Origin of the sequence: Komagataeibacter sp. FXV3 (assembly GCF_015155755.1) — a bacterium.
Taxonomy (GTDB): domain Bacteria; phylum Pseudomonadota; class Alphaproteobacteria; order Acetobacterales; family Acetobacteraceae; genus Komagataeibacter.
Window position 1 is genome coordinate 1 of sequence record NZ_VWPI01000062.1, and the last position, 17,741, is coordinate 17,741.

Here is a 17,741-nt window from a genome sequence, read left to right on the forward strand (position 1 = left end):
GAAGGCGGATGCCCATTCATGACCGCCACCGCCCCCCTGCCGCAATGGGCACAGGTTCTGGATACGGAGGGCTTTCGCCCGCGTGGCCGCCTGACGCCGCAGGCCGCCCTGGGCCCGCGCACGTGGTTTCGCGTCGGCGGCGCTGCGGAACTGCTGTTCCAGCCCGCCAGCGCCGAGGACCTGGCGCAGACCCTGCGCCACCTGCCGCTGGAGGTTCCGGTCATGCCGCTGGGCGCGTGTTCGAACGTGATCGTGCGCGATGGCGGGATTGACGGGCTGGTCATCCGCCTTGCGCGTGGTTTTTCCGCCATTATGCGCGATGGGGACGGGCTGGTGGCAGGGGCGGCATGCCTTGACATGACCGTTGCCGAACACGCGGCCGAAGCCGGGCTGTCGGGGCTGGAATTCCTGGCGGGCATTCCCGGTTCGATCGGCGGCGCCGTGGCCATGAATGCCGGGGCATACGGGTCGGACATGGCGGCGGTGCTGGACTGGGTGGAAGTGGTGACGCGCGACGGCAGGCTGCTGCGCCTGCCCGCCGCATCTCTGGATTTCGGCTATCGCCATGCCACCCTGCCGCCGCAGTCGGTCGTGGTCCGTGCGCGGCTGAACGGGATGGCGGCGCCGCCCGCCATCATCCGCCAGCGGATTGATGAAATCCGCGCCGCGCGTGAGGCGGCGCAGCCGGTGCGCGCCCGCACGGGGGGATCGACCTTCCGCAATCCCGACCCAGACGAATCGCAGCGCAAGGCATGGGAACTGATTGACGCGGCGGGCTGTCGCGGGTTGCGGGTCGGTGGGGCGCAGGTCAGTGAAAAACACTGCAATTTCATACTCAATACCGGCGACGCCACTGCAGCCGATCTGGAGGAACTGGGCGATACCGTAATCAGGCGCGTGCATGACCACACCGCGGTCACATTGCGCTGGGAAATCAAGCGGATCGGCCGCCCCGCCACGCATGTTACGGGAGAAAGCGCATGACGGCCCGCCGGGTCTGCATCCTGATGGGCGGCATGTCCGCCGAACGCGAGGTCAGCCTGGCCAGTGGCCGCAACGTGGCCGAGGCCCTGCGTGGCCGCGGGCATGACGTACACTGCATTGACGCAGGTCCCGACCTGCTGGCCATCGTGTCCGACCTGCAGGCCCACCGCCCCGACGTGGTGTTCAACGCCATGCATGGCCGGTTTGGCGAGGACGGGTCGATCCAGGGTGTGCTGGACTGGATGGGAATCGCCTACACCCATTCCGGCGTGCGGGCATCCGCCACCGCCATGGACAAGGACGCGGCGCGGACCGTGTTCATGGCAGCCGGCCTGCCGGTCGCCATCGGGCAGGTGATGACGCCAGTACAGCTGGCACCGGCGGACCCGATGCCCGCCCCCTATGTGGTCAAGCCGCTGAACGAGGGATCATCCGTGGGGGTGGAAATCATCCTGCCCGGCAGCAACCGCCGCGCCACGGTGGCGGCGGAATGGACCTTTGGCGGCCAGATGCTGGTGGAAGAATACATCCCCGGCCGGGAACTGACGGTTGGCGTGCTGGAAGACCGCGCGCTGACGGTGACCGACATCACGCCGATGGGCAGCGGCCCCAGCTTTTATGACTATCAGGCCAAATACGCATCCGGCGGGTCGCGGCATGAGCTGCCCGCACGCATCCATCCCGACGCATTTGAACAGGCGCGCACGCTGGCGCTGGCCGCCCACCGCGCGCTGGGCTGCCGTGGGGCCAGCCGCACGGATTTCCGCTATGACGACAGCGCGGGGCCGGATACGCCCGGCCGCCTGGTCATTCTGGAAACCAACACCCAGCCGGGCATGACGCCGACCTCCCTTCTGCCCGAACAGGCGGCGGCCTGCGGCATGGACTACGCCACGCTGTGCCAGTGGATGATCGACCACGCGACCTGCCGTACATGAGGCGACCGACCGACAGCAGCGACCGCCCCTCCCGGCTTTCGATCTTCCTGCGCCGCCAGAAACGCCTGCTGCGCCCGGCACTGCTGGTGCTGGTGCTGGTGGTGATCGGGGTGGGCTGCGTCACGACATTCCGGCATTTCGGGTCCGATCCGCGTTTCGCGCCGCTGCGCGGGCGGATCATCAACATGCTGCCCCTGCGCATTACCGACATTGAGGTAACGGGCTGCGTGCTGACCAGCGAGACCGCGCTGCAAGAGGCGCTGGGCGCGCGCACGGGGGACTTCATCCTGGGCTTTTCCGTAGCAAGCGCGCGCGAACGCATCGACGCGCTGCCCTTTGTCGATCATTCCGTGGTGGAACGCCACCTGCCCGGCACCATCATCATCCACCTGTTTGAACGCCGCCCCTTTGCCGTGTGGCAGAATCACGGACATTTCATGCTGATCGACCGCGAGGGCCACCAGGTGCGTGACAAGGGCATGACTGGCAAGGACGCCGAGGCCTTCATGCAGCTGCCGCTGGTGGTCGGTCCCGACGCCAACATCGCCGCCGCCGCCCTGATTGATGAACTGTCCGCCCAGCCGGAGGTACGCAGCCATGTCGTGGCCGCATCCCGCGTGGGCCAGCGGCGGTGGAACCTGACCCTGCGCAACGGCACGACCATCCTCCTGCCCGAAGGACAGGAAGTCGCGGCGCTGAAGCGTCTTGCACAATTGCAGGAAAACATAAAAATACTGGACCGGCCGGTGATCGCCATCGACATGCGCCTGCCTGACCGCCTGATCGTGCGTGAAAACCCCGTTGCCCCGAACGACAGTGACCGGGATCGGGACGACACGCCGCCACAGGCTGACCCCACCGGGGATCAGGCCCCTGCCGCGCCATGGCTTTCTTCCCCCGAAACCGGCCCAAGACGGAGGCGGGCATGACTTATCCAGTGCCGGGCGTGGTCAGGACGACCGTGCCCGCAACCAAGACCACCACACCGGCCGCCCCGGTGCCCGCCATCCGTGGGGCCGGGACGCCAGCGCGCGTACCCCGCCCGCGACCTGCGACATCCCTTGTCCCCGCGGGTGAGCGCCTGCCCACGCGCAAGCTGCGCACGGGACCGTTCAGCGTGCTGGATATCGGGTCCACCAAGATCGTATGCCTGATCGGGCGTGGCGAGCCTGACAACACCATCCGCATCCTTGGCCACGGGTGGCGGCGTTCGCATGGGGTGCGCTGTGGCGGGATCGTGGACCTGCGTGAGGCGGAAAGCGCCATCCGCGCTGCCGTGGCGCAGGCGGAGGACATGGCGACGGAACGCCGGGATTCGATTTTCGTCAACCTGTCCTGTGGCCACCCCGAAAGCCGCCACATCAACGCGCGCTGGTCCGTGGGCGGACGGGAAATCACGGATAACGACGTCAACCGGATCATAAGCGAGGGCCGGATGCGCGCCGTGTCCGAAGGGCGGTCGGCCATCCATACCCTGCCGCTGGATTACGCGGTGGATGACACGCAGGAAGTGCTGGACCCGCGCGGGCACCTGTGTGACCTGCTGTCCGCGCGCCTGCATGTGATCGACGCCAACACGACCGCGCTGCGCAACCTGGAAGCCGTGCTGTCACGCGTGGAACTGAAGATCGAGGGGATGGTGTCCTCCCCCCTCGCCTCGGGGCTTGCGGTCATGAACGAGGACGAGCGCAACCTCGGCGCCACCGTGGTGGACATGGGCGGGGGCACCACGTCGATCGGGGTGTTTGGCGAAGGGCGCCTGCTGCATACCGCCACGATTCCCGTGGGCGGCCTGCACATCACGCGCGACATCGCGCACGGGCTGTCCACCTCCATCGACAATGCCGAGCGGCTGAAAACCATGCACGGTTCGGCCGAACTGCTGGCGGGTGACGATCACGATCCCATTCTTGTGCAGTTGATTGGTGACAACGACCATCATTATGTCAGAATTCCACGCGCAAGGATTGTATCGATCATACACCCCCGCGTGGAGGAAACCCTGGAGATGGTACGTGACAGGCTGGAAATGGCCGCGGTCGGCCCTGCATCCGACGGCCGCGTCATCCTGACTGGCGGCGGGTCGCTGCTGGAGGGAATCGGGCCGATGGCGGCGCGGATCCTGAACCGTCAGGTGCGCCTGGGCCGCCCGCGCCGCATTGTCGGCCTGCCTGAAAACGCGGCGACGTGGCCGATGTTCTCCACATCCGCGGGGCTTCTGGCCTGGGCTGCGGGGGCGGCGGATGAAATGGGCGAACCCGACACCCGTGACACCCGTCCCGGCAGCCTTGTCAGACGTTTCGTGGATTTCATACGTGACAGGGTATAATCTTGCATGAAAACCCTTTATTGTACTTTTGCCGTTAGTATGCCAGCACGCCTACCCCAATCCATCGGGAGCCAAGCATGACCCTCAACCTGACCATCCCGCAACAGAATCATTCCGATTTCACGCCCCGCATCACAGTGATCGGGGTTGGCGGCGGTGGTACGAATGCGGTGGACAACATGATCCATTCGCAGTTGCAGGGCGTGGAATTCGTCGTTGCCAACACCGATGCCCAGCAGCTTTCCCACAGCAGCGCCGACCGCCGCATCCAGCTTGGCCCCCACCTGACGCAGGGGCTGGGCGCGGGCGCGAAGCCCGAAATCGGCCGCGCCGCGGCGGAAGAAGCCTGTGACGAACTGTCGCGCCACCTTGATGGCGCGCACATGGTCTTCATCACCGCGGGCATGGGCGGCGGCACCGGAACGGGGGCCGCACCCGTCATTGCCCGCATGGCGCGCGAACGCGGCATCCTGACCGTGGGCGTGGTGACCAAGCCGTTCACGTTCGAAGGCCACCGCCGCGCGAAATCGGCGGAAGCGGGCATTGCCGAACTGCAGCAGTTTGTCGATACGCTGATCATCATCCCGAACCAGAACCTGTTCCGTCTGGCCAATGAACGCACAAGCTGGAAAGACGCGTTCAAGATGGCGGACAACGTCCTGTACATGGGCGTGCGTGGTGTCACCGACCTGATGATGGCGCCGGGTCTGGTCAACCTCGACTTTGCCGATATTCGCACCATCATGGCGGAAATGGGCAAGGCGATGATGGGCACGGGTGAGGCCGAGGGCGAAAACCGCGCCATCGCCGCGGCCGAGGACGCCATTTCCAACCCGCTGCTGGAAGATACCTCGATGTCCGGCGCGCAGGGCCTGCTGATCAACATTACCGGTGGCGAGGACCTGACCCTGTTCGAAGTGGACCAGGCTGCAAACCGCATCCGTGAAGAAGTGGCTGAAGACGCCAATATCATCTTCGGGTCCGCCATCGATACCTCACTGAACGGGCGCATCCGCGTTTCCGTCGTGGCGACGGGCATCGACAACCCGCCCGGCGGCCATCCCGCCGCACGCCCGGCAGCGCCCCAGGCCGAAGCCGCCCCGGCGCAGCCCGCCCCGGCCGAGGCACCGCAGCAGGCGGCGCCGGTCGCCAGTGCCGCACCCCAGGGGGCACCTGCCGCGCCGCAGCAGCCGGCCGCCCCCATGGGCCAGCCCGCCGCCGGCATGCAGCCCCAGCGTCCCGCCGCGCCGCAGCCGCCGTCGCCCAACGCCGTACCGCCCCACATAGCCCAGGCGCAGCGCCCCGGTTCCCCGCGTTCGCCGCTGTTTACCGAAAGCGCCAAGCCACCCGCGCCGGAACCCCAGCCCGCGCCACGCAGCCTGTTCGGGATCGTGACCGGTGCGCTGCGCCGTCATTCCACCCCGCAGCAGCCTGAACCCGCCCGCCGGACGGAACCCGCCATGCAGCCGCAGCAGCAGCAGCCACAGCAGCAGCCACAGCAGCCGCAGGGTCAGGACACGGGCGGCAACCCGACACCGGATGATGGCGGACTGGATATCCCCGCCTTCCTGCGCCGCCGTTCACCCTGATGACGGTCATGATGCATGGCCTGCCCTCCTGTGGGCAGGCCATGCATCCCTCCTGCCGAACAGGTAACAATAGGCAATAATCCTTGACTGTCCTGGAAAGAGACATGGCAGTAGCATGATATCACGCCAGTTACTGTGAATCTTCCACACTTGCGTCAAGGATACAGGCAATGAACGGCATGCTGCCGCAAGCACCCGTCCCCTTCGGGACGGCGTCCCGACATGATGGACAGATGCAGCACACCATACGCCAGCCGATCAGCAGCATCGGCACCGGCCTTCATACCGGCAGGCGCATCAGCCTGAAGCTGTCCCCCGCCCCGGAAAATACCGGCATCGTCTTCCGTCGCAATGACATCACCCTGCCGCCGCTTGCGGCACGGTATGACACGGTGGTGGATACGCGGCTGAGTACGGTACTGGGCTGCGATGACGGCGATGGTCACGCCGAACGCATCGCCACCATCGAACACCTGATGGCGGCGCTGGCGGGCTGTGGCGTCGATAACATCTTCATTGATGTGGATGGCCCCGAAATCCCGGTTTTTGACGGTTCCGCGGCGGAATTCGTGTTCCTGCTGGAATGTGCGGGCATCACGCCCCAGGCCGCCGCGCGCCAGCATATCCACATGGACCGGACCGTGCGGGTGGAAGATGGCGATGCCTTTGCCGAACTGTCGCCCGCGACCCGGCCCGGCCTGACGATCGATATTTCCATTGATTTCCCGGCTGCCGCCATCGGTCAGCAGCATTATGTGACACTGGTGGAACCGGGGGCGTTCCGCCAGGATCTCAGCACCGCGCGGACATTCGTGCTGCAGCCTGAAATCGATTACCTGCATTCCGTGGGGCTGGCCCGTGGCGGATCGCTGGATAACGCCATCGTCGTCAACGGCGACAGCGTGGTAAACCCGTCCGGGCTACGCCACCCGGATGAATTCGTGCGCCACAAGGTACTGGACGCGATCGGGGACATGTATCTGGCCGGTGGCATGATCAATGGCCATTTCCGTGGGCACAAATCGGGGCATACACTGAACAACCGCCTGTTGCGCAAGGTCTTTGCCGAACAGGCGAACTGGCATCGGGCCCCGCTTGGCACGTCCCTTTCCGCCCCGCAGCCGCAGGCCGCCTGATGCGGGGATGCGAAATCCGCACGTGGAGACTTCACCCGCCACCGGCACATGATATAAAGCTTCCATAACTGGAAGAGCCGGCATGTTCGCACCCACATCACACCATATCCCGCAACCCCTGCCCGCCACGCGCCAGATGGTCCGCTGGCTGGCGCTGCTGCCACTTGCGGGCCTGCTGGCGGCATGTGGACAGAGTGCCAGCACCATCAATGAACGCGCGCCGCGCGTCGGCTCGGCGGAGACGTTGTACAACAACGGCGTGGACGCCCTGCGTTCGGACCGGTACCTGCTATCGGTCAACCAGTTCGATACATTGCAGCGCAACTATCCCTATTCCCAGTACACCGCCAATGCGCAGCTGATGGAAGGGTATGCGAACTACCTGCTGAACAAGTATCCCGAAGCCGTGCAGCAGCTTGACCGCTTTCTGGAACTGCACCCCACCAGTACGGATGCGGCCTATGCCTTCTATCTGCGCGCCCTGTGCTATTATGAACAGGTGGCCGATGTGCAGCGTGACCAGCAGGGCACGATCGAGGCGATGGACGCGCTGGAAGAAGTCATCACCCGCTTTCCCCAAAGCCCCTATGCCCGTGACGCGCAGCTGAAAATCGACCTGTGCCGCGACCATCTGGCGGGCAAGGAAATGCTGGTGGGCCGGTGGTACCAGCAGCAGAACGACTATCTTGCCGCAGCCGGCCGCTACCAGCGCGTGGTGCAGGATTTCCAGACCACCAACCATGTGCCCGAGGCACTGGAACGACTGGTGGAAGTATATCTGGACATGGGCCTGCTGGAACAGGCGCGCAAGACCGGCTCGGTCCTGGCCTACAACTACCCCAGCAGCAAATGGTACACGGATGCGTACGATCACCTGCGCGCGCATCACCTGATCAAGGGCGTGGAAAGCAAGGACCACAAGCAGGGACGGAACGTCTTTTCGCGGGCATGGCATTCGGTTTTCTGATTTCCGCCAACGATTATCTGTGCTGAACGGGAAGCCTGCATGCTGACACAGCTCTCGATACGGGATGTGGTCCTGATCGAAAAACTGGATCTGGCCTTTCCCCCCGGCCTGACGGTGCTGACGGGGGAAACCGGGGCTGGCAAGTCCATCCTGCTGGACAGCCTCGGGCTGGCGCTGGGGGAACGGGCCAGCGCATCGCTGGTACGCGCCGGGTGCGAACAGGCCAGCGTCAGCGCCAGTTTCGAGGTCGCATCCGACCATCCCCTGCACCAGCTGTTCAGTGAACAGGGCATCGTGCTGGATGATATGCGCGAACCCGTGCTGCTGCGCCGGGTCGTGACCACGGACGGGCGGTCGCGCGCCTATATCAACGACCAGCCCGTGGCCGTCAGCCTGCTGCGCCGGGCGGCGACGCTGCTGGTGGAAATACAGGGCCAGCATGAACAGATGGGACTGGCGGACCAGTCAACGCATCTGGACCTGCTGGATGTCTTTGGCGTGCCCGGCGCCCTGCGCACCCGCACCGCTGGCGCCTATCGCAAATGGATCGAGGCCACGGCGGAACTGGCGGCAGCACGGGCGGAAATGGAAAATGCCGCGCGTGAGGAAGACTGGCTGCGGCAGGCGGTGGATGACCTGTCCACCCTCGCCCCGCAGGAAGATGAGGAAACGCAGCTTGCGGGCCTGCGCCAGGCATTGCAGCAGGGCGAACGCCGGGCGGAGGCGATTGCGGCGGCGCTGGCCGACCTTGCGCCGCGCGACCGCCGTTCTCCCGGTCCGGCATCGGCGCTGCGCAACGCCAGCCGTGCATTGCAGCGCCTGCTGCCCGCCCCCACCGACCTGAACCCCGAAGCCGTGGGCGCTGCCGAGCAGGAAGCCGCACAGGAAGCGCTGAACGCGCTGGAACGCGCGGAAGAAGCGCTGGCGGAAGCGGAAAGCATGCTCTCGCGCCTTGCCTCCGACGCGCAGGCCGACCCGCGCCTGCTGGAACAGACGGAAGAACGCCTGTTCGCGCTGCGTGCCGAAGCGCGCAAGCACGGCGTGTCCGTGCCCGAACTGCCGGGGCTGCTGGCGGCCTTTACCGACCGGCTGGCAGCACTTGATTCGGGGAATGCCCGGATCGAGGGGCTGGAGGCAACTGTTGCCGAAAACCGCGCGAAGTTTGAGGAAGTCGCCCTTGACCTGACCGCTGCGCGGGAAAAGGCGGCACGCAGGCTGGAACAGGCGGTGATGGCGGAACTGAAACCGCTGAAGCTGGAACGCGCGCGCTTTATCGTCTCCCTCGTCCCGCTGGAAGCGGAAGCCTGGAACGCACGCGGCAAGGAACAGGCGTCGTTCCTGATTGCCGCCAACCCCGGCCAGCCACCGGGGCCGCTGGCGAAGGTTGCATCGGGGGGCGAACTCTCCCGTCTCATGCTGGCGCTGAAGGTGGTGCTGGCGGGCCGGTCGGCCATTCCCACGCTGGTGTTTGACGAAGTGGATTCCGGCGTGGGCGGGGCCACGGCCTCGGCCATCGGGGAACGACTTTATACCGTGGGCCGCAGCGTGCAGGTACTGGTGGTCACCCACAGCCCGCAGGTGGCGGCACGGGGGGACGCACACCTGCGCATAAGCAAGAGCGTGAACAGGGGCCGCACCGAAACCCACGCCGCCCCACTGGATGCACAGGCCCGACGCGAGGAAATCGCCCGCATGCTGTCTGGCGACACCATTACCCCCGCCGCCCGCGCCGCGGCCGACAGCCTGCTGAAAGGGGTCTGACATGCCCCATGCCGCCCCGTCCGAATCCCTGGCCGAACAGGCGCGTCGCCTGCTGGCGGATTATGCCACGATGGAACAGGACAGGCCCCATGCCGAAGCCACGCTGGCGCAGCTTGCAACATTGCTGCCCGCGCTGGACGCTGCGTATCACCAGCATGATGCGCCACTGGTTGATGATGCGACCTATGACAGCCTGCGCCGGCTGAATACCGCGCTGGAAGAACGCTTTCCCGACCTGCGCCGCGATGACAGCCCGGCGGAAAAGGTCGGTGCGCCCGCCAGTGGCCCCTTCCACCGCCACCGGCACATGGTGCCCATGCTGTCGCTGGACAATGTGTTTTCGCGCGATGAGTTTGAGGGGTTCATCAGCCGGATCGCCCGCTTCCTCGGGCTGGGGGAAGATCAGGCGCGCGCCCTGTCTTTTGTCGCGGAACCCAAGATTGACGGCCTGTCCATAAGCCTGACCTACGAACATGGCCGTTTCGTGCGCGGCACCACGCGCGGCGACGGCACCGAAGGCGAGGACGTAACCGCCAACCTGCGCACGCTGAAGGACATTCCAGAACGCCTGCCCGCCCCCTTCCCCGATGTGATCGAGATACGGGGCGAAGTCTTCCTGTCCAAGCAGGCCTTCCTTGAACTGAACGCGGCACAGGAACGCGCGGGCGAAAAACCCTTCGCCAACCCGCGCAATGCCGCCGCCGGTTCCCTGCGCCAGGTTGACCCGAAGGTGACGGCCCGCCGTCCGCTATCGCTGTTTGCCTATGCCGCGGGCTTTTGCGACGCGCCACTGGCCGCGACCCACCACGGCTACCTTGAGCAGCTTGCGGCATGGGGATTCGTGGTCAATCCGCTTAGCACACGGGTGAAGAATGCGGCCGAGGCCGAAGCCTTCATGGAGCGTCTAACGCTGGAACGCTCGGCGCTGGATTACGACATTGACGGCGTTGTGTACAAGCTGGATGACCGCGCGCTGCAGGACCGCCTTGGCTTTGCGGGACGTGCGCCCCGCTGGGCGGTGGCATGGAAATTCCCGGCCGAACAGGCCATAACCCGGCTGGAAAAGATCGACATACAGGTCGGCCGCACCGGCGCGCTGACGCCGGTGGCCTTTCTGGAGGCGGTGAATGTGGGCGGCGTAATCGTCACCCGCGCCAGCCTGCATAATGAAGACGAAATCACGCGCAAGGACATCCGCGAGGGCGACCTTGTGCATGTGCAGCGCGCGGGTGACGTGATCCCGCAGGTGACGGGCGTGGTGCTGCCGCGTGACCATGACCGCCCACCATTCCATTTTCCCCACACCTGCCCGGTCTGTGGCGCGCATGCCGAACGGCCGGAGGGCGAGGTCGTGTGGCGGTGTTCCGGTGGCCTGACCTGCCCGGCACAGGTGGTGGAACGGCTGATCCATTTCGTATCGCGCGATGCGTTCGACATTGACGGGCTGGGTGATCGCACGATCGTGGAATTCCACGAACTGGGGTGGCTGCGCACGCCTGCTGACATTTTCCGCCTGCCTGAACACGAAGCCGAAATCGCCAGCCGCGACGGCTGGGGCAAGGTTTCGGCCCGCAACCTGGTCAATGCCATCGCGGCCCGGCGCAGCATTGAACTGTCACGCCTGATCTACGCGCTGGGCATCCGCCGCATCGGTATCAACAACGCCCGCCTGCTGGCCCGGCATTACGGGTCCATGGCCAACTGGCGGCAGCAGATGGAAAAGGCTGCGGTCATCGGGTCGGACGAACGGCTGGAACTGGGATCGATCACCGGCATCGGTTCCGCCATTGCCGATGAACTGGTGGCGTTCTTTGCCGAATCCCATAACCGCGCCACGCTGGATGACCTGACATCCGTCCTGACACAGGTCACGGATGAGGAAATGGTGGCCGAAGGCGCATTGTCGGGAAAAACCATCGTGTTCACCGGCACGCTGACCACCATGACCCGCCCCGAAGCCCGCGCCGTGGCCGAACGGCTGGGCGCGCGCGTATCCGACAGCGTTTCCAGAAAGACCGACCTTGTGGTGCTGGGTGAAAAGGCCGGATCCAAGGCGCGCAAGGCCGCCGAGCTGGGTGTCGCCACCATGGATGAGGCCAGCTGGCGCACGCTGGCGGGCATGCCGCCCGTAGGGGAGCAGACCACCTGACGCAGGGGTGTGGGGCACGGACCGCGCGCCGGCCTTGCATGTCCCTGCCACGTAACGTTTACTGTACACAACGCAGTTACAGGAGCATCCGGACGGACCGACACGTTACCTGCCGCAAGGGGATACGGCATGGATTTTCAGGGGGATAACATCTTATGACAGTTTCAGGGCCGCGGGGGCGGCTGCTGACAACGCGCCGCGCACTGCTGGGCATGGCGGGGGCTGCGGGTTCGGGGCTGCTGCGGCCCGCCCGCGCAGCAGCCACGCCCGCATGGCGCAGGCCGCTGGCGGAAGCGGATGCCGTGATCGGCTTTGGCCATACCGGGCCGATTACCGATGGCGGGTGGTCCATGGTGCATGACCGGGGCGTGCAGGCCGTGCGCCGCGCATTCCCGAAAATCCGCACCATCTATGTCGAAAGCGTACCCTATTCCGCTGACGCCACGCGCATTTTCCGGCAGTTCGTGGCCGAAGGCGCGCAGATGGTGTTCGCGACCTCCGAATACGGTGATTTCATCAAGGACGTGTCGGACCGCGCGCCGGACGTGGCGTTCATGGAATGTGACGGCACCAACGTGACCGGCAACCTGGGCTGGTATTACGTGGCGCACTGGTATGCCAGCTATATCATCGGCATTGCGGCGGGCCTTATGACACGCACGGGCAAGATCGGGTTTCTGGGCGCGTTTCCCATCCCGTCGGTCTATGCCTCGGCCAACGCGACGCTTCTGGGCGCGCAGTCGGTCAATCCGTCGGTTACTTTGCAAAGCATCACCATCAACGCATGGTTCGACCCGCAGGCCGCGACACAGGCGGCAACCGCGCTGGCGGATAACGGGTGTGACTTCCTGTGCGGTATCATGGATGAACCGGCCTATCTGCGCGTGGCGGTGCAGCGCGGGCTGAAGGCGGCGATGTGGAACACCGGCATGCTGGATTACGGGCCGGAAGCCTATGTCAGTTCGGTGGACCTTGATTTCAATGATTTCTATGTCTCGCAGGTGCGCGACCTGCTGGCGGGCACATGGCAGCCACAGGGCCGTTTCCTGACACTGGGGCACGGTGTGGACCGCGATGCATGGGGGCCAAGCGTGCCGCCCGCGGTCGCGCGCCAGGCCGACGCCATGCGCACGCGCCTGCTGGCGGGCTACAACCCGTTCCGTGGCCCGATCCATGACAACCATGGCCGCCTGCGCGTGCCCGATGGCGTCACGCTGAGCGATCTGGAAATCTATCATAGCGACTGGGCTGTCGCGGGAGTATCCGGCCTTGAATAAGCAGTCCGCCCCCCCCGGCGTCGCGCCGGGCACGCCGCCGGTCCTGCAGTTGCGCGGGATTGGCAAGTTCTTTCCCGGCGTGATCGCCAACAAGGACGTGGACCTTGATGTCTGGCCGGGTGAGATCCATGCCCTGCTGGGGGAAAACGGGGCAGGGAAATCCACGCTGATGAACGTCGTCACCGGCATCTACCAGCCGGAGGAAGGCGAGATCATCCTTGATGGCTACGGCCAGACCTTTACCGCCCCGCAGGAGGCGATCCGCGCAGGCATCGGCATGGTGCACCAGCATTTCAAGCTGGTGCAGGCCTTTACGGTGGCGGAAAACATCCACCTTGGCTGGGATGAGGCGCCACGTATCGCCTCCCCCGCCGTGATGGAAGCCCGCACGCGTGAGATTTCCGAACGCTTTGGCTTTCCCGTCCGGCCCGATGCACGTGTGTGCGACCTGTCGGCGGGCGAGCAGCAGCGTGTCGAAATCCTGCGCGTGCTGGCGCGCAAGGCCCGCCTGCTGATCATGGATGAACCCACCGCCGTGCTGACGCCGGAGGAGACGGGCGAACTGTTCCGCGCGCTGAAGGCGTTCCGCGCGCAGGGCAACGCCGTCATCATCATCAGCCACAAGCTGGATGAGGTGATGGAGATTTCCGACCGCGTCAGCATCCTGCGTGGCGGGCGCAAGGTTGGCACGTTCAACACGGCGGACTGCAATCCGTCCATGCTGGCGGCGACCATGGTGGGGCGTGACATCGTCCGGCGCAACATGCGCGCCCGGCCCGAAGGGGCTGCCCCCATCGCACCCGACCCGGTCATGCAGCTGCGCAATGTCAGCGTGCGTGACGACCGGGGGGTGGAAACCCTGCGCGATGTCAGCCTTGACCTGCATGGTGGCGAAATCCTTGGTATTGCCGGGGTCGCGGGCAACGGGCAGCGGGAACTGACGCATGTGCTGACGGGGCTTATGGCCCGTACGTCAGGCGAAATCCTGCTGGACGGCAGCCTTGTGGACCGCGCGGACCCGGCCCTGTTCGCGCGCGCGGGTGTCGGGCACATCCCCGAGGACCGGCTGCGCAGCGCGCTGGCGCCATCGCTGTCGGTCACCACCAACATGGCGCTGCGTGAATACCCCTACCCGCCCATCGGGACACATGGGCTGTATGATGCGCAGGCGGCGGGCGTGCTGGCGCGCGACATTGCGGAACTGGCGCAGGTCACCATTCCCGATTTCGCCATGCCCATCCGCAACCTGTCGGGCGGCAACCAGCAAAGGCTGGTGGCGCGGCGTGAAATCCGTATCGCCAGCCGGGTTCTGGTCGCGGCCTACCCCGCGCGCGGGCTGGATATCGGGGCGATCGCCACCATGCTGGGATATCTGACCGACCTGCGTGACCAGGGGGTGGCGGTGGTGTTCATATCCGAAGATCTGGAAGATCTGCTGAATGTATCGGACCGGATTGGTGTCATGTTCCATGGGCGGCTCATGTCCGTAATCGATGCCGAGGCAGCCGACATGGCCACCATCGGCCTGCTGATGGGCGGCCGGGATGCCGCCGGTACCCAACCGGGAGCAACACAGTAATGGCCGCACGTGCATTCCAGCGCCTGCCCAGCGCACCGGCGGGGCGCATCCTTGTGCTGCGACTGGCGGCGATCGTGCTGTCGCTGTTCATCATCGCGGGCGTGCTGGCGCTGTCGGGGCACAGCCCGGTCACGCTGGCGGAACTGATCCTGCGCTCCACCCTTGGTTCACGCTTCGGGCTGGAAGATCTGGCCCTGTTCATGTGCCCGCTGCTGCTGACCGGGGCGGCGGTGACGGTATGTGGCACGATCGGGCTATGGAATATCGGGGCGGAGGGCCAGTTCTATGCTGGCGCCATTGCCGCGACCGGTGTCGCCCTGGGGCTGCATGGCCCCGCCGTCGTGCTGCTGCCGATCATGACCATTGCCGGCATCCTGGGCGGCATGGCGTGGATTACGGTGCCGACGCTGGCACGCGCCTATGCCGGGGTGAATGAAATCATCACCACGCTGCTACTGAATTTCATCGCATCGCTGCTGACCTATTACCTGACCACCGGGCCGTGGCGCGACCGGATCAGCGGGGCGCAGGTTTCAACCCAGCGCCTGCCGGTCGCCATTCCCGAAATGTGGGGCATCGTGCACTGGGGCTTTCCCGTGGCCATCGTGATCGTGGTGGGGCTGGCGCTTGTGCTGTCGCGCACGCGGTGGGGATATGAAATCCGCATTGGCGGCGCCAACCCCGAAGCCGCGCGCTATGCCGGGATTCCGGTTCGGCTGCGCATCATTTCGGTCATGCTGCTGTCGGGGGCGCTTGCCGGCCTTGCGGGCATGTTTGAAGTCGCGGGCACCGTCCACCGGCTGCAGGGCGGCATGGCCAACAATTTCGGTTACCTGGGGATCGTGGTCGCCGTTCTGGCGCGCGGGTCGTGCCTGAATGTCATTCCCGCCGCCCTGCTTATGGCGCTGATCCTTGATTCCGGCATTGTCATGCAGACACAGCAGCTTTCGGCGTCGGTTGTCCTGGCCATTACGGGACTGATCCTGTTCATGATCGCCATTGGCGATGAACTGGCCCATTACCGGCCCGTGGCCAGTACCACGCCAAAGGGGAAAGCATCATGATCACGCTACTGACGGGCATGCTGGCCACCGCCGTGCTGGCGGGCGGGGTGCTGGCGCTGGCCGCCCTTGGTGAAGTGCTGGCCGAACGGGTTGGCGTGACCAACCTTGGCGTAGAGGGGCTTATGGCGCTGGGGGCGGTGACGGCGGTCATGACCGTATCCTCCGTTTCCTCGCCATGGGTCGGACTGCTGGTGGCGGGGCTGGTCGGGGCTGCGGGCGGCATGGTGTTCGCCTTTGGCGCCGTGGTGATGCGGGCCAACCAGGTGCTGTGCGGGCTGGCGACAACCTTCATGGGGCTGGGCCTGTCCACGGCGCTGGGTCACAATTATGCAGGCCAGCCGGTAACGACGACATTCGGCCATGTCTCCGTCCCGGTGCTGTCATCCATTCCGGTGATTGGCCCTGCCCTGTTCGGGCAGAATATCCTGATCGTGCCGATTTACGTGCTGCTGCCCGCACTGGTGCATTTTGTCATGTTCCGCACCCGCCATGGGCTGAACATGCGCGCGGTGGGGGAAAACCCGGCGGCGGCGGATGCGGCGGGCATTCCGGTCATGGCCATGCGGTTCTGGTATGTCACCCTTGGCGGTGCGATGGCGGGGCTGGCGGGGGGATACCTGACGCTGACCTATGTACCCGTATGGTCGGAAGGCATGGTGGCAGGCCGCGGGTGGATTGCGCTGGCACTGGTGATCTTTGCCGGGTACCGCCCGGTTATCGTCACGCTGTCCGCGCTGCTGTTCGGGCTGGTCACCGCCCTGTCCTTTGTCGGGCAGGCGCATAACTGGCCGATTGACCCGGCATTCCTGAACATGCTGCCGTATCTGGGCACCATGGCCTTCATTATCGTGCCGGTCGTGGTCTGGCACCGCATGCGGCGGGTCATGGCGGCCCCTGCGGCACTGGCGCAGCCCTATTACCGCGACGTGCGCTAGGCCGCACCACCAGACGGCGCGGACATGAAGACAGCATGGCCGCGCCAGCAGCGGGATGGGACAGGCAGGCGACTGTCCCGCATATCACGAAGAGCATTGCTGGCGGGACAGCCGAAACGCCTCTGGCAGCCGTTCAGTGCCCGGATGCCCTGGATATAATTACGTCCATCGCGCATGGTTGTCGTAATGCACACCCTGCCATTGCAGCCGCTTGATTTCGTTGCGTAATGATAATTCACGATAAACGTGTTGGCATTTTCCTGTGCAATATCGATCAGGCGTATGGGATCGGCCAGGCTGCCATAAAACCGGGTCATGTTTTCTGGCGCGAAGGCCGGCCGGGTGCGTTTTTCCGGCACGACCATGGCTGAGGCATTGCCCCCCTGCCCGTCCCCCAATGCGTCATAGAACGCGCGGATTGTCGTTGCCGCGGTTCCATACTCATCAATCAAAATCCATGGGCTTTTCCTGTGCGGGCGCAATCGACGTGACGGTTACAAGCAGTGGTTCATGGTAATGACCCGTTTCCGCCGCCATCGGATTCGTAACCTTTACTGCAACAATCTGGTGCAGAAGGTTACGAAACTGCTCGAATGCAGGTTGTTCCGCCGTTAACTGGACATCCTGAAAAATGTTCCCCGGATCAGCAAACCCATCCACATCATCTGCAATGCAGATGGGATCATGCAGTTTCAGGATATAGGATGGTTCAGGTGCATCGCCCTTCTGCACATCTTCATAATTGGGTGGCCCGGGAAACACGACATAATCCAGCGTTCCGGTCAGTTCCGATGGTTCCTGATGCTGCAGATCATAGCAAGACCCGGCCCATGCGGCCGTCTGCCAGAAGCCGCATGCAATTGAAACCAGTGCAATCGAAAAATATTTTCTCATTCCAAAGAATCCAAAAATAATTCCCGGTAATATATTTTTATTTACTGTTCTTGTCCATGTGGTGTTCAGGAAACCATCCTGCACCCGTTAATAAAAACCAGAAAAAACCATGGTCCGACCGGTTCCGACAGACGGGATG

General features: G+C 64.9%; 15 protein-coding genes. 13 read left to right on the forward strand and 2 right to left on the reverse strand.

Annotation, left to right across the window (positions count from 1 at the left end; translation table 11 throughout):
• Nucleotides 1-18: 18 nt before the first annotated feature.
• From murB to F1542_RS06245, 13 genes are all read left to right on the forward strand, one after another.
• Nucleotides 19-984 carry a UDP-N-acetylmuramate dehydrogenase gene (gene murB / locus F1542_RS06185; protein ID WP_193732276.1) on the forward strand — a complete coding sequence of 322 codons (966 nt, stop codon included), beginning with the start codon at nucleotides 19-21 and terminating at the stop codon, nucleotides 982-984.
• Nucleotides 981-1,922 carry a D-alanine--D-alanine ligase gene (locus F1542_RS06190; RefSeq protein ID WP_193732277.1) on the forward strand — a complete coding sequence of 314 codons (942 nt, stop codon included), beginning with the start codon at nucleotides 981-983 and terminating at the stop codon, nucleotides 1,920-1,922. Before murB ends, F1542_RS06190 begins: the two co-directional genes overlap by 4 nt.
• Nucleotides 1,919-2,851, forward strand: coding sequence for a cell division protein FtsQ/DivIB (locus F1542_RS06195; RefSeq protein WP_193732278.1), 933 nt, complete (start codon nucleotides 1,919-1,921; stop codon nucleotides 2,849-2,851). The genes F1542_RS06190 and F1542_RS06195 overlap by 4 nt, the downstream gene beginning before the upstream one ends.
• Nucleotides 2,848-4,251, forward strand: coding sequence for a cell division protein FtsA (gene ftsA / locus F1542_RS06200; RefSeq protein ID WP_227672526.1), 1,404 nt, complete (start codon nucleotides 2,848-2,850; stop codon nucleotides 4,249-4,251). The genes F1542_RS06195 and ftsA overlap by 4 nt, the downstream gene beginning before the upstream one ends.
• A 77-nt stretch (nucleotides 4,252-4,328) precedes the next feature.
• Entirely contained in the window at nucleotides 4,329-5,840 is a 1,512-nt protein-coding gene (gene ftsZ, locus F1542_RS06205; RefSeq protein WP_193732280.1) for a cell division protein FtsZ, read from the forward strand.
• A 170-nt stretch (nucleotides 5,841-6,010) separates the two neighbouring features.
• On the forward strand, nucleotides 6,011-6,976 hold the full coding sequence (gene lpxC, locus F1542_RS06210; RefSeq protein WP_193732281.1) for a UDP-3-O-acyl-N-acetylglucosamine deacetylase: 966 nt from the start codon (nucleotides 6,011-6,013) through the stop codon (nucleotides 6,974-6,976).
• An 82-nt stretch (nucleotides 6,977-7,058) separates the two neighbouring features.
• Nucleotides 7,059-7,943, forward strand: a complete 885-nt coding sequence (locus F1542_RS06215; protein ID WP_193732282.1) for an outer membrane protein assembly factor BamD — start codon at nucleotides 7,059-7,061, stop codon at nucleotides 7,941-7,943.
• A gap of 39 nt (nucleotides 7,944-7,982) precedes the next feature.
• Nucleotides 7,983-9,704: a DNA repair protein RecN gene (gene recN, locus F1542_RS06220; protein WP_193732283.1), complete on the forward strand. Its 1,722-nt coding sequence runs from the start codon at nucleotides 7,983-7,985 to the stop codon at nucleotides 9,702-9,704.
• A 1-nt stretch (nucleotide 9,705) separates the two neighbouring features.
• Nucleotides 9,706-11,853: an NAD-dependent DNA ligase LigA gene (ligA, locus tag F1542_RS06225; RefSeq protein WP_193732284.1), complete on the forward strand. Its 2,148-nt coding sequence runs from the start codon at nucleotides 9,706-9,708 to the stop codon at nucleotides 11,851-11,853.
• A gap of 155 nt (nucleotides 11,854-12,008) precedes the next feature.
• A complete protein-coding gene (locus tag F1542_RS06230; protein ID WP_193732285.1) occupies nucleotides 12,009-13,130 on the forward strand; it encodes a BMP family ABC transporter substrate-binding protein in 1,122 nt (373 codons plus the stop codon).
• Nucleotides 13,123-14,709, forward strand: coding sequence for an ABC transporter ATP-binding protein (locus tag F1542_RS06235; RefSeq protein WP_193732286.1), 1,587 nt, complete (start codon nucleotides 13,123-13,125; stop codon nucleotides 14,707-14,709). Before F1542_RS06230 ends, F1542_RS06235 begins: the two co-directional genes overlap by 8 nt.
• On the forward strand, nucleotides 14,709-15,773 hold the full coding sequence (locus F1542_RS06240; protein WP_193732287.1) for an ABC transporter permease: 1,065 nt from the start codon (nucleotides 14,709-14,711) through the stop codon (nucleotides 15,771-15,773). The genes F1542_RS06235 and F1542_RS06240 overlap by 1 nt, the downstream gene beginning before the upstream one ends.
• Nucleotides 15,770-16,708 (forward strand): ABC transporter permease, encoded by a 939-nt coding sequence (locus F1542_RS06245; RefSeq protein ID WP_193732288.1) that lies wholly within the window; start codon nucleotides 15,770-15,772, stop codon nucleotides 16,706-16,708. The genes F1542_RS06240 and F1542_RS06245 overlap by 4 nt, the downstream gene beginning before the upstream one ends.
• Here F1542_RS06245 and F1542_RS17100 read toward each other — a convergent pair.
• Nucleotides 16,705-17,160, reverse strand: a complete 456-nt coding sequence (locus tag F1542_RS17100; RefSeq protein WP_227672527.1) for a hypothetical protein — start codon at nucleotides 17,158-17,160, stop codon at nucleotides 16,705-16,707. The genes F1542_RS06245 and F1542_RS17100 overlap by 4 nt on opposite strands.
• Complete coding sequence (locus F1542_RS17105) at nucleotides 17,153-17,686, reverse strand: DUF4431 domain-containing protein (RefSeq protein WP_227672528.1); 534 nt, start codon at nucleotides 17,684-17,686, stop codon at nucleotides 17,153-17,155. The genes F1542_RS17100 and F1542_RS17105 overlap by 8 nt, the downstream gene beginning before the upstream one ends.
• Nucleotides 17,687-17,741: the final 55 nt, after the last annotated feature.

Coding starts and splice junctions, on each gene's coding strand:
- ftsZ (WP_193732280.1), top strand. CDS start 4,329: ATGACCCTCAACCTGACCATCCCGCAACAGAATCATTCCGATTTCACG.
- lpxC (WP_193732281.1), top strand. CDS start 6,011: ATGAACGGCATGCTGCCGCAAGCACCCGTCCCCTTCGGGACGGCGTCC.
- F1542_RS06195 (WP_193732278.1), top strand. CDS start 1,919: ATGAGGCGACCGACCGACAGCAGCGACCGCCCCTCCCGGCTTTCGATC.
- recN (WP_193732283.1), top strand. CDS start 7,983: ATGCTGACACAGCTCTCGATACGGGATGTGGTCCTGATCGAAAAACTG.
- ftsA (WP_227672526.1), top strand. CDS start 2,848: ATGACTTATCCAGTGCCGGGCGTGGTCAGGACGACCGTGCCCGCAACC.
- F1542_RS06240 (WP_193732287.1), top strand. CDS start 14,709: ATGGCCGCACGTGCATTCCAGCGCCTGCCCAGCGCACCGGCGGGGCGC.
- murB (WP_193732276.1), top strand. CDS start 19: ATGACCGCCACCGCCCCCCTGCCGCAATGGGCACAGGTTCTGGATACG.
- F1542_RS06215 (WP_193732282.1), top strand. CDS start 7,059: ATGTTCGCACCCACATCACACCATATCCCGCAACCCCTGCCCGCCACG.
- F1542_RS06230 (WP_193732285.1), top strand. CDS start 12,009: ATGACAGTTTCAGGGCCGCGGGGGCGGCTGCTGACAACGCGCCGCGCA.
- F1542_RS06190 (WP_193732277.1), top strand. CDS start 981: ATGACGGCCCGCCGGGTCTGCATCCTGATGGGCGGCATGTCCGCCGAA.
- ligA (WP_193732284.1), top strand. CDS start 9,706: ATGCCCCATGCCGCCCCGTCCGAATCCCTGGCCGAACAGGCGCGTCGC.
- F1542_RS06245 (WP_193732288.1), top strand. CDS start 15,770: ATGATCACGCTACTGACGGGCATGCTGGCCACCGCCGTGCTGGCGGGC.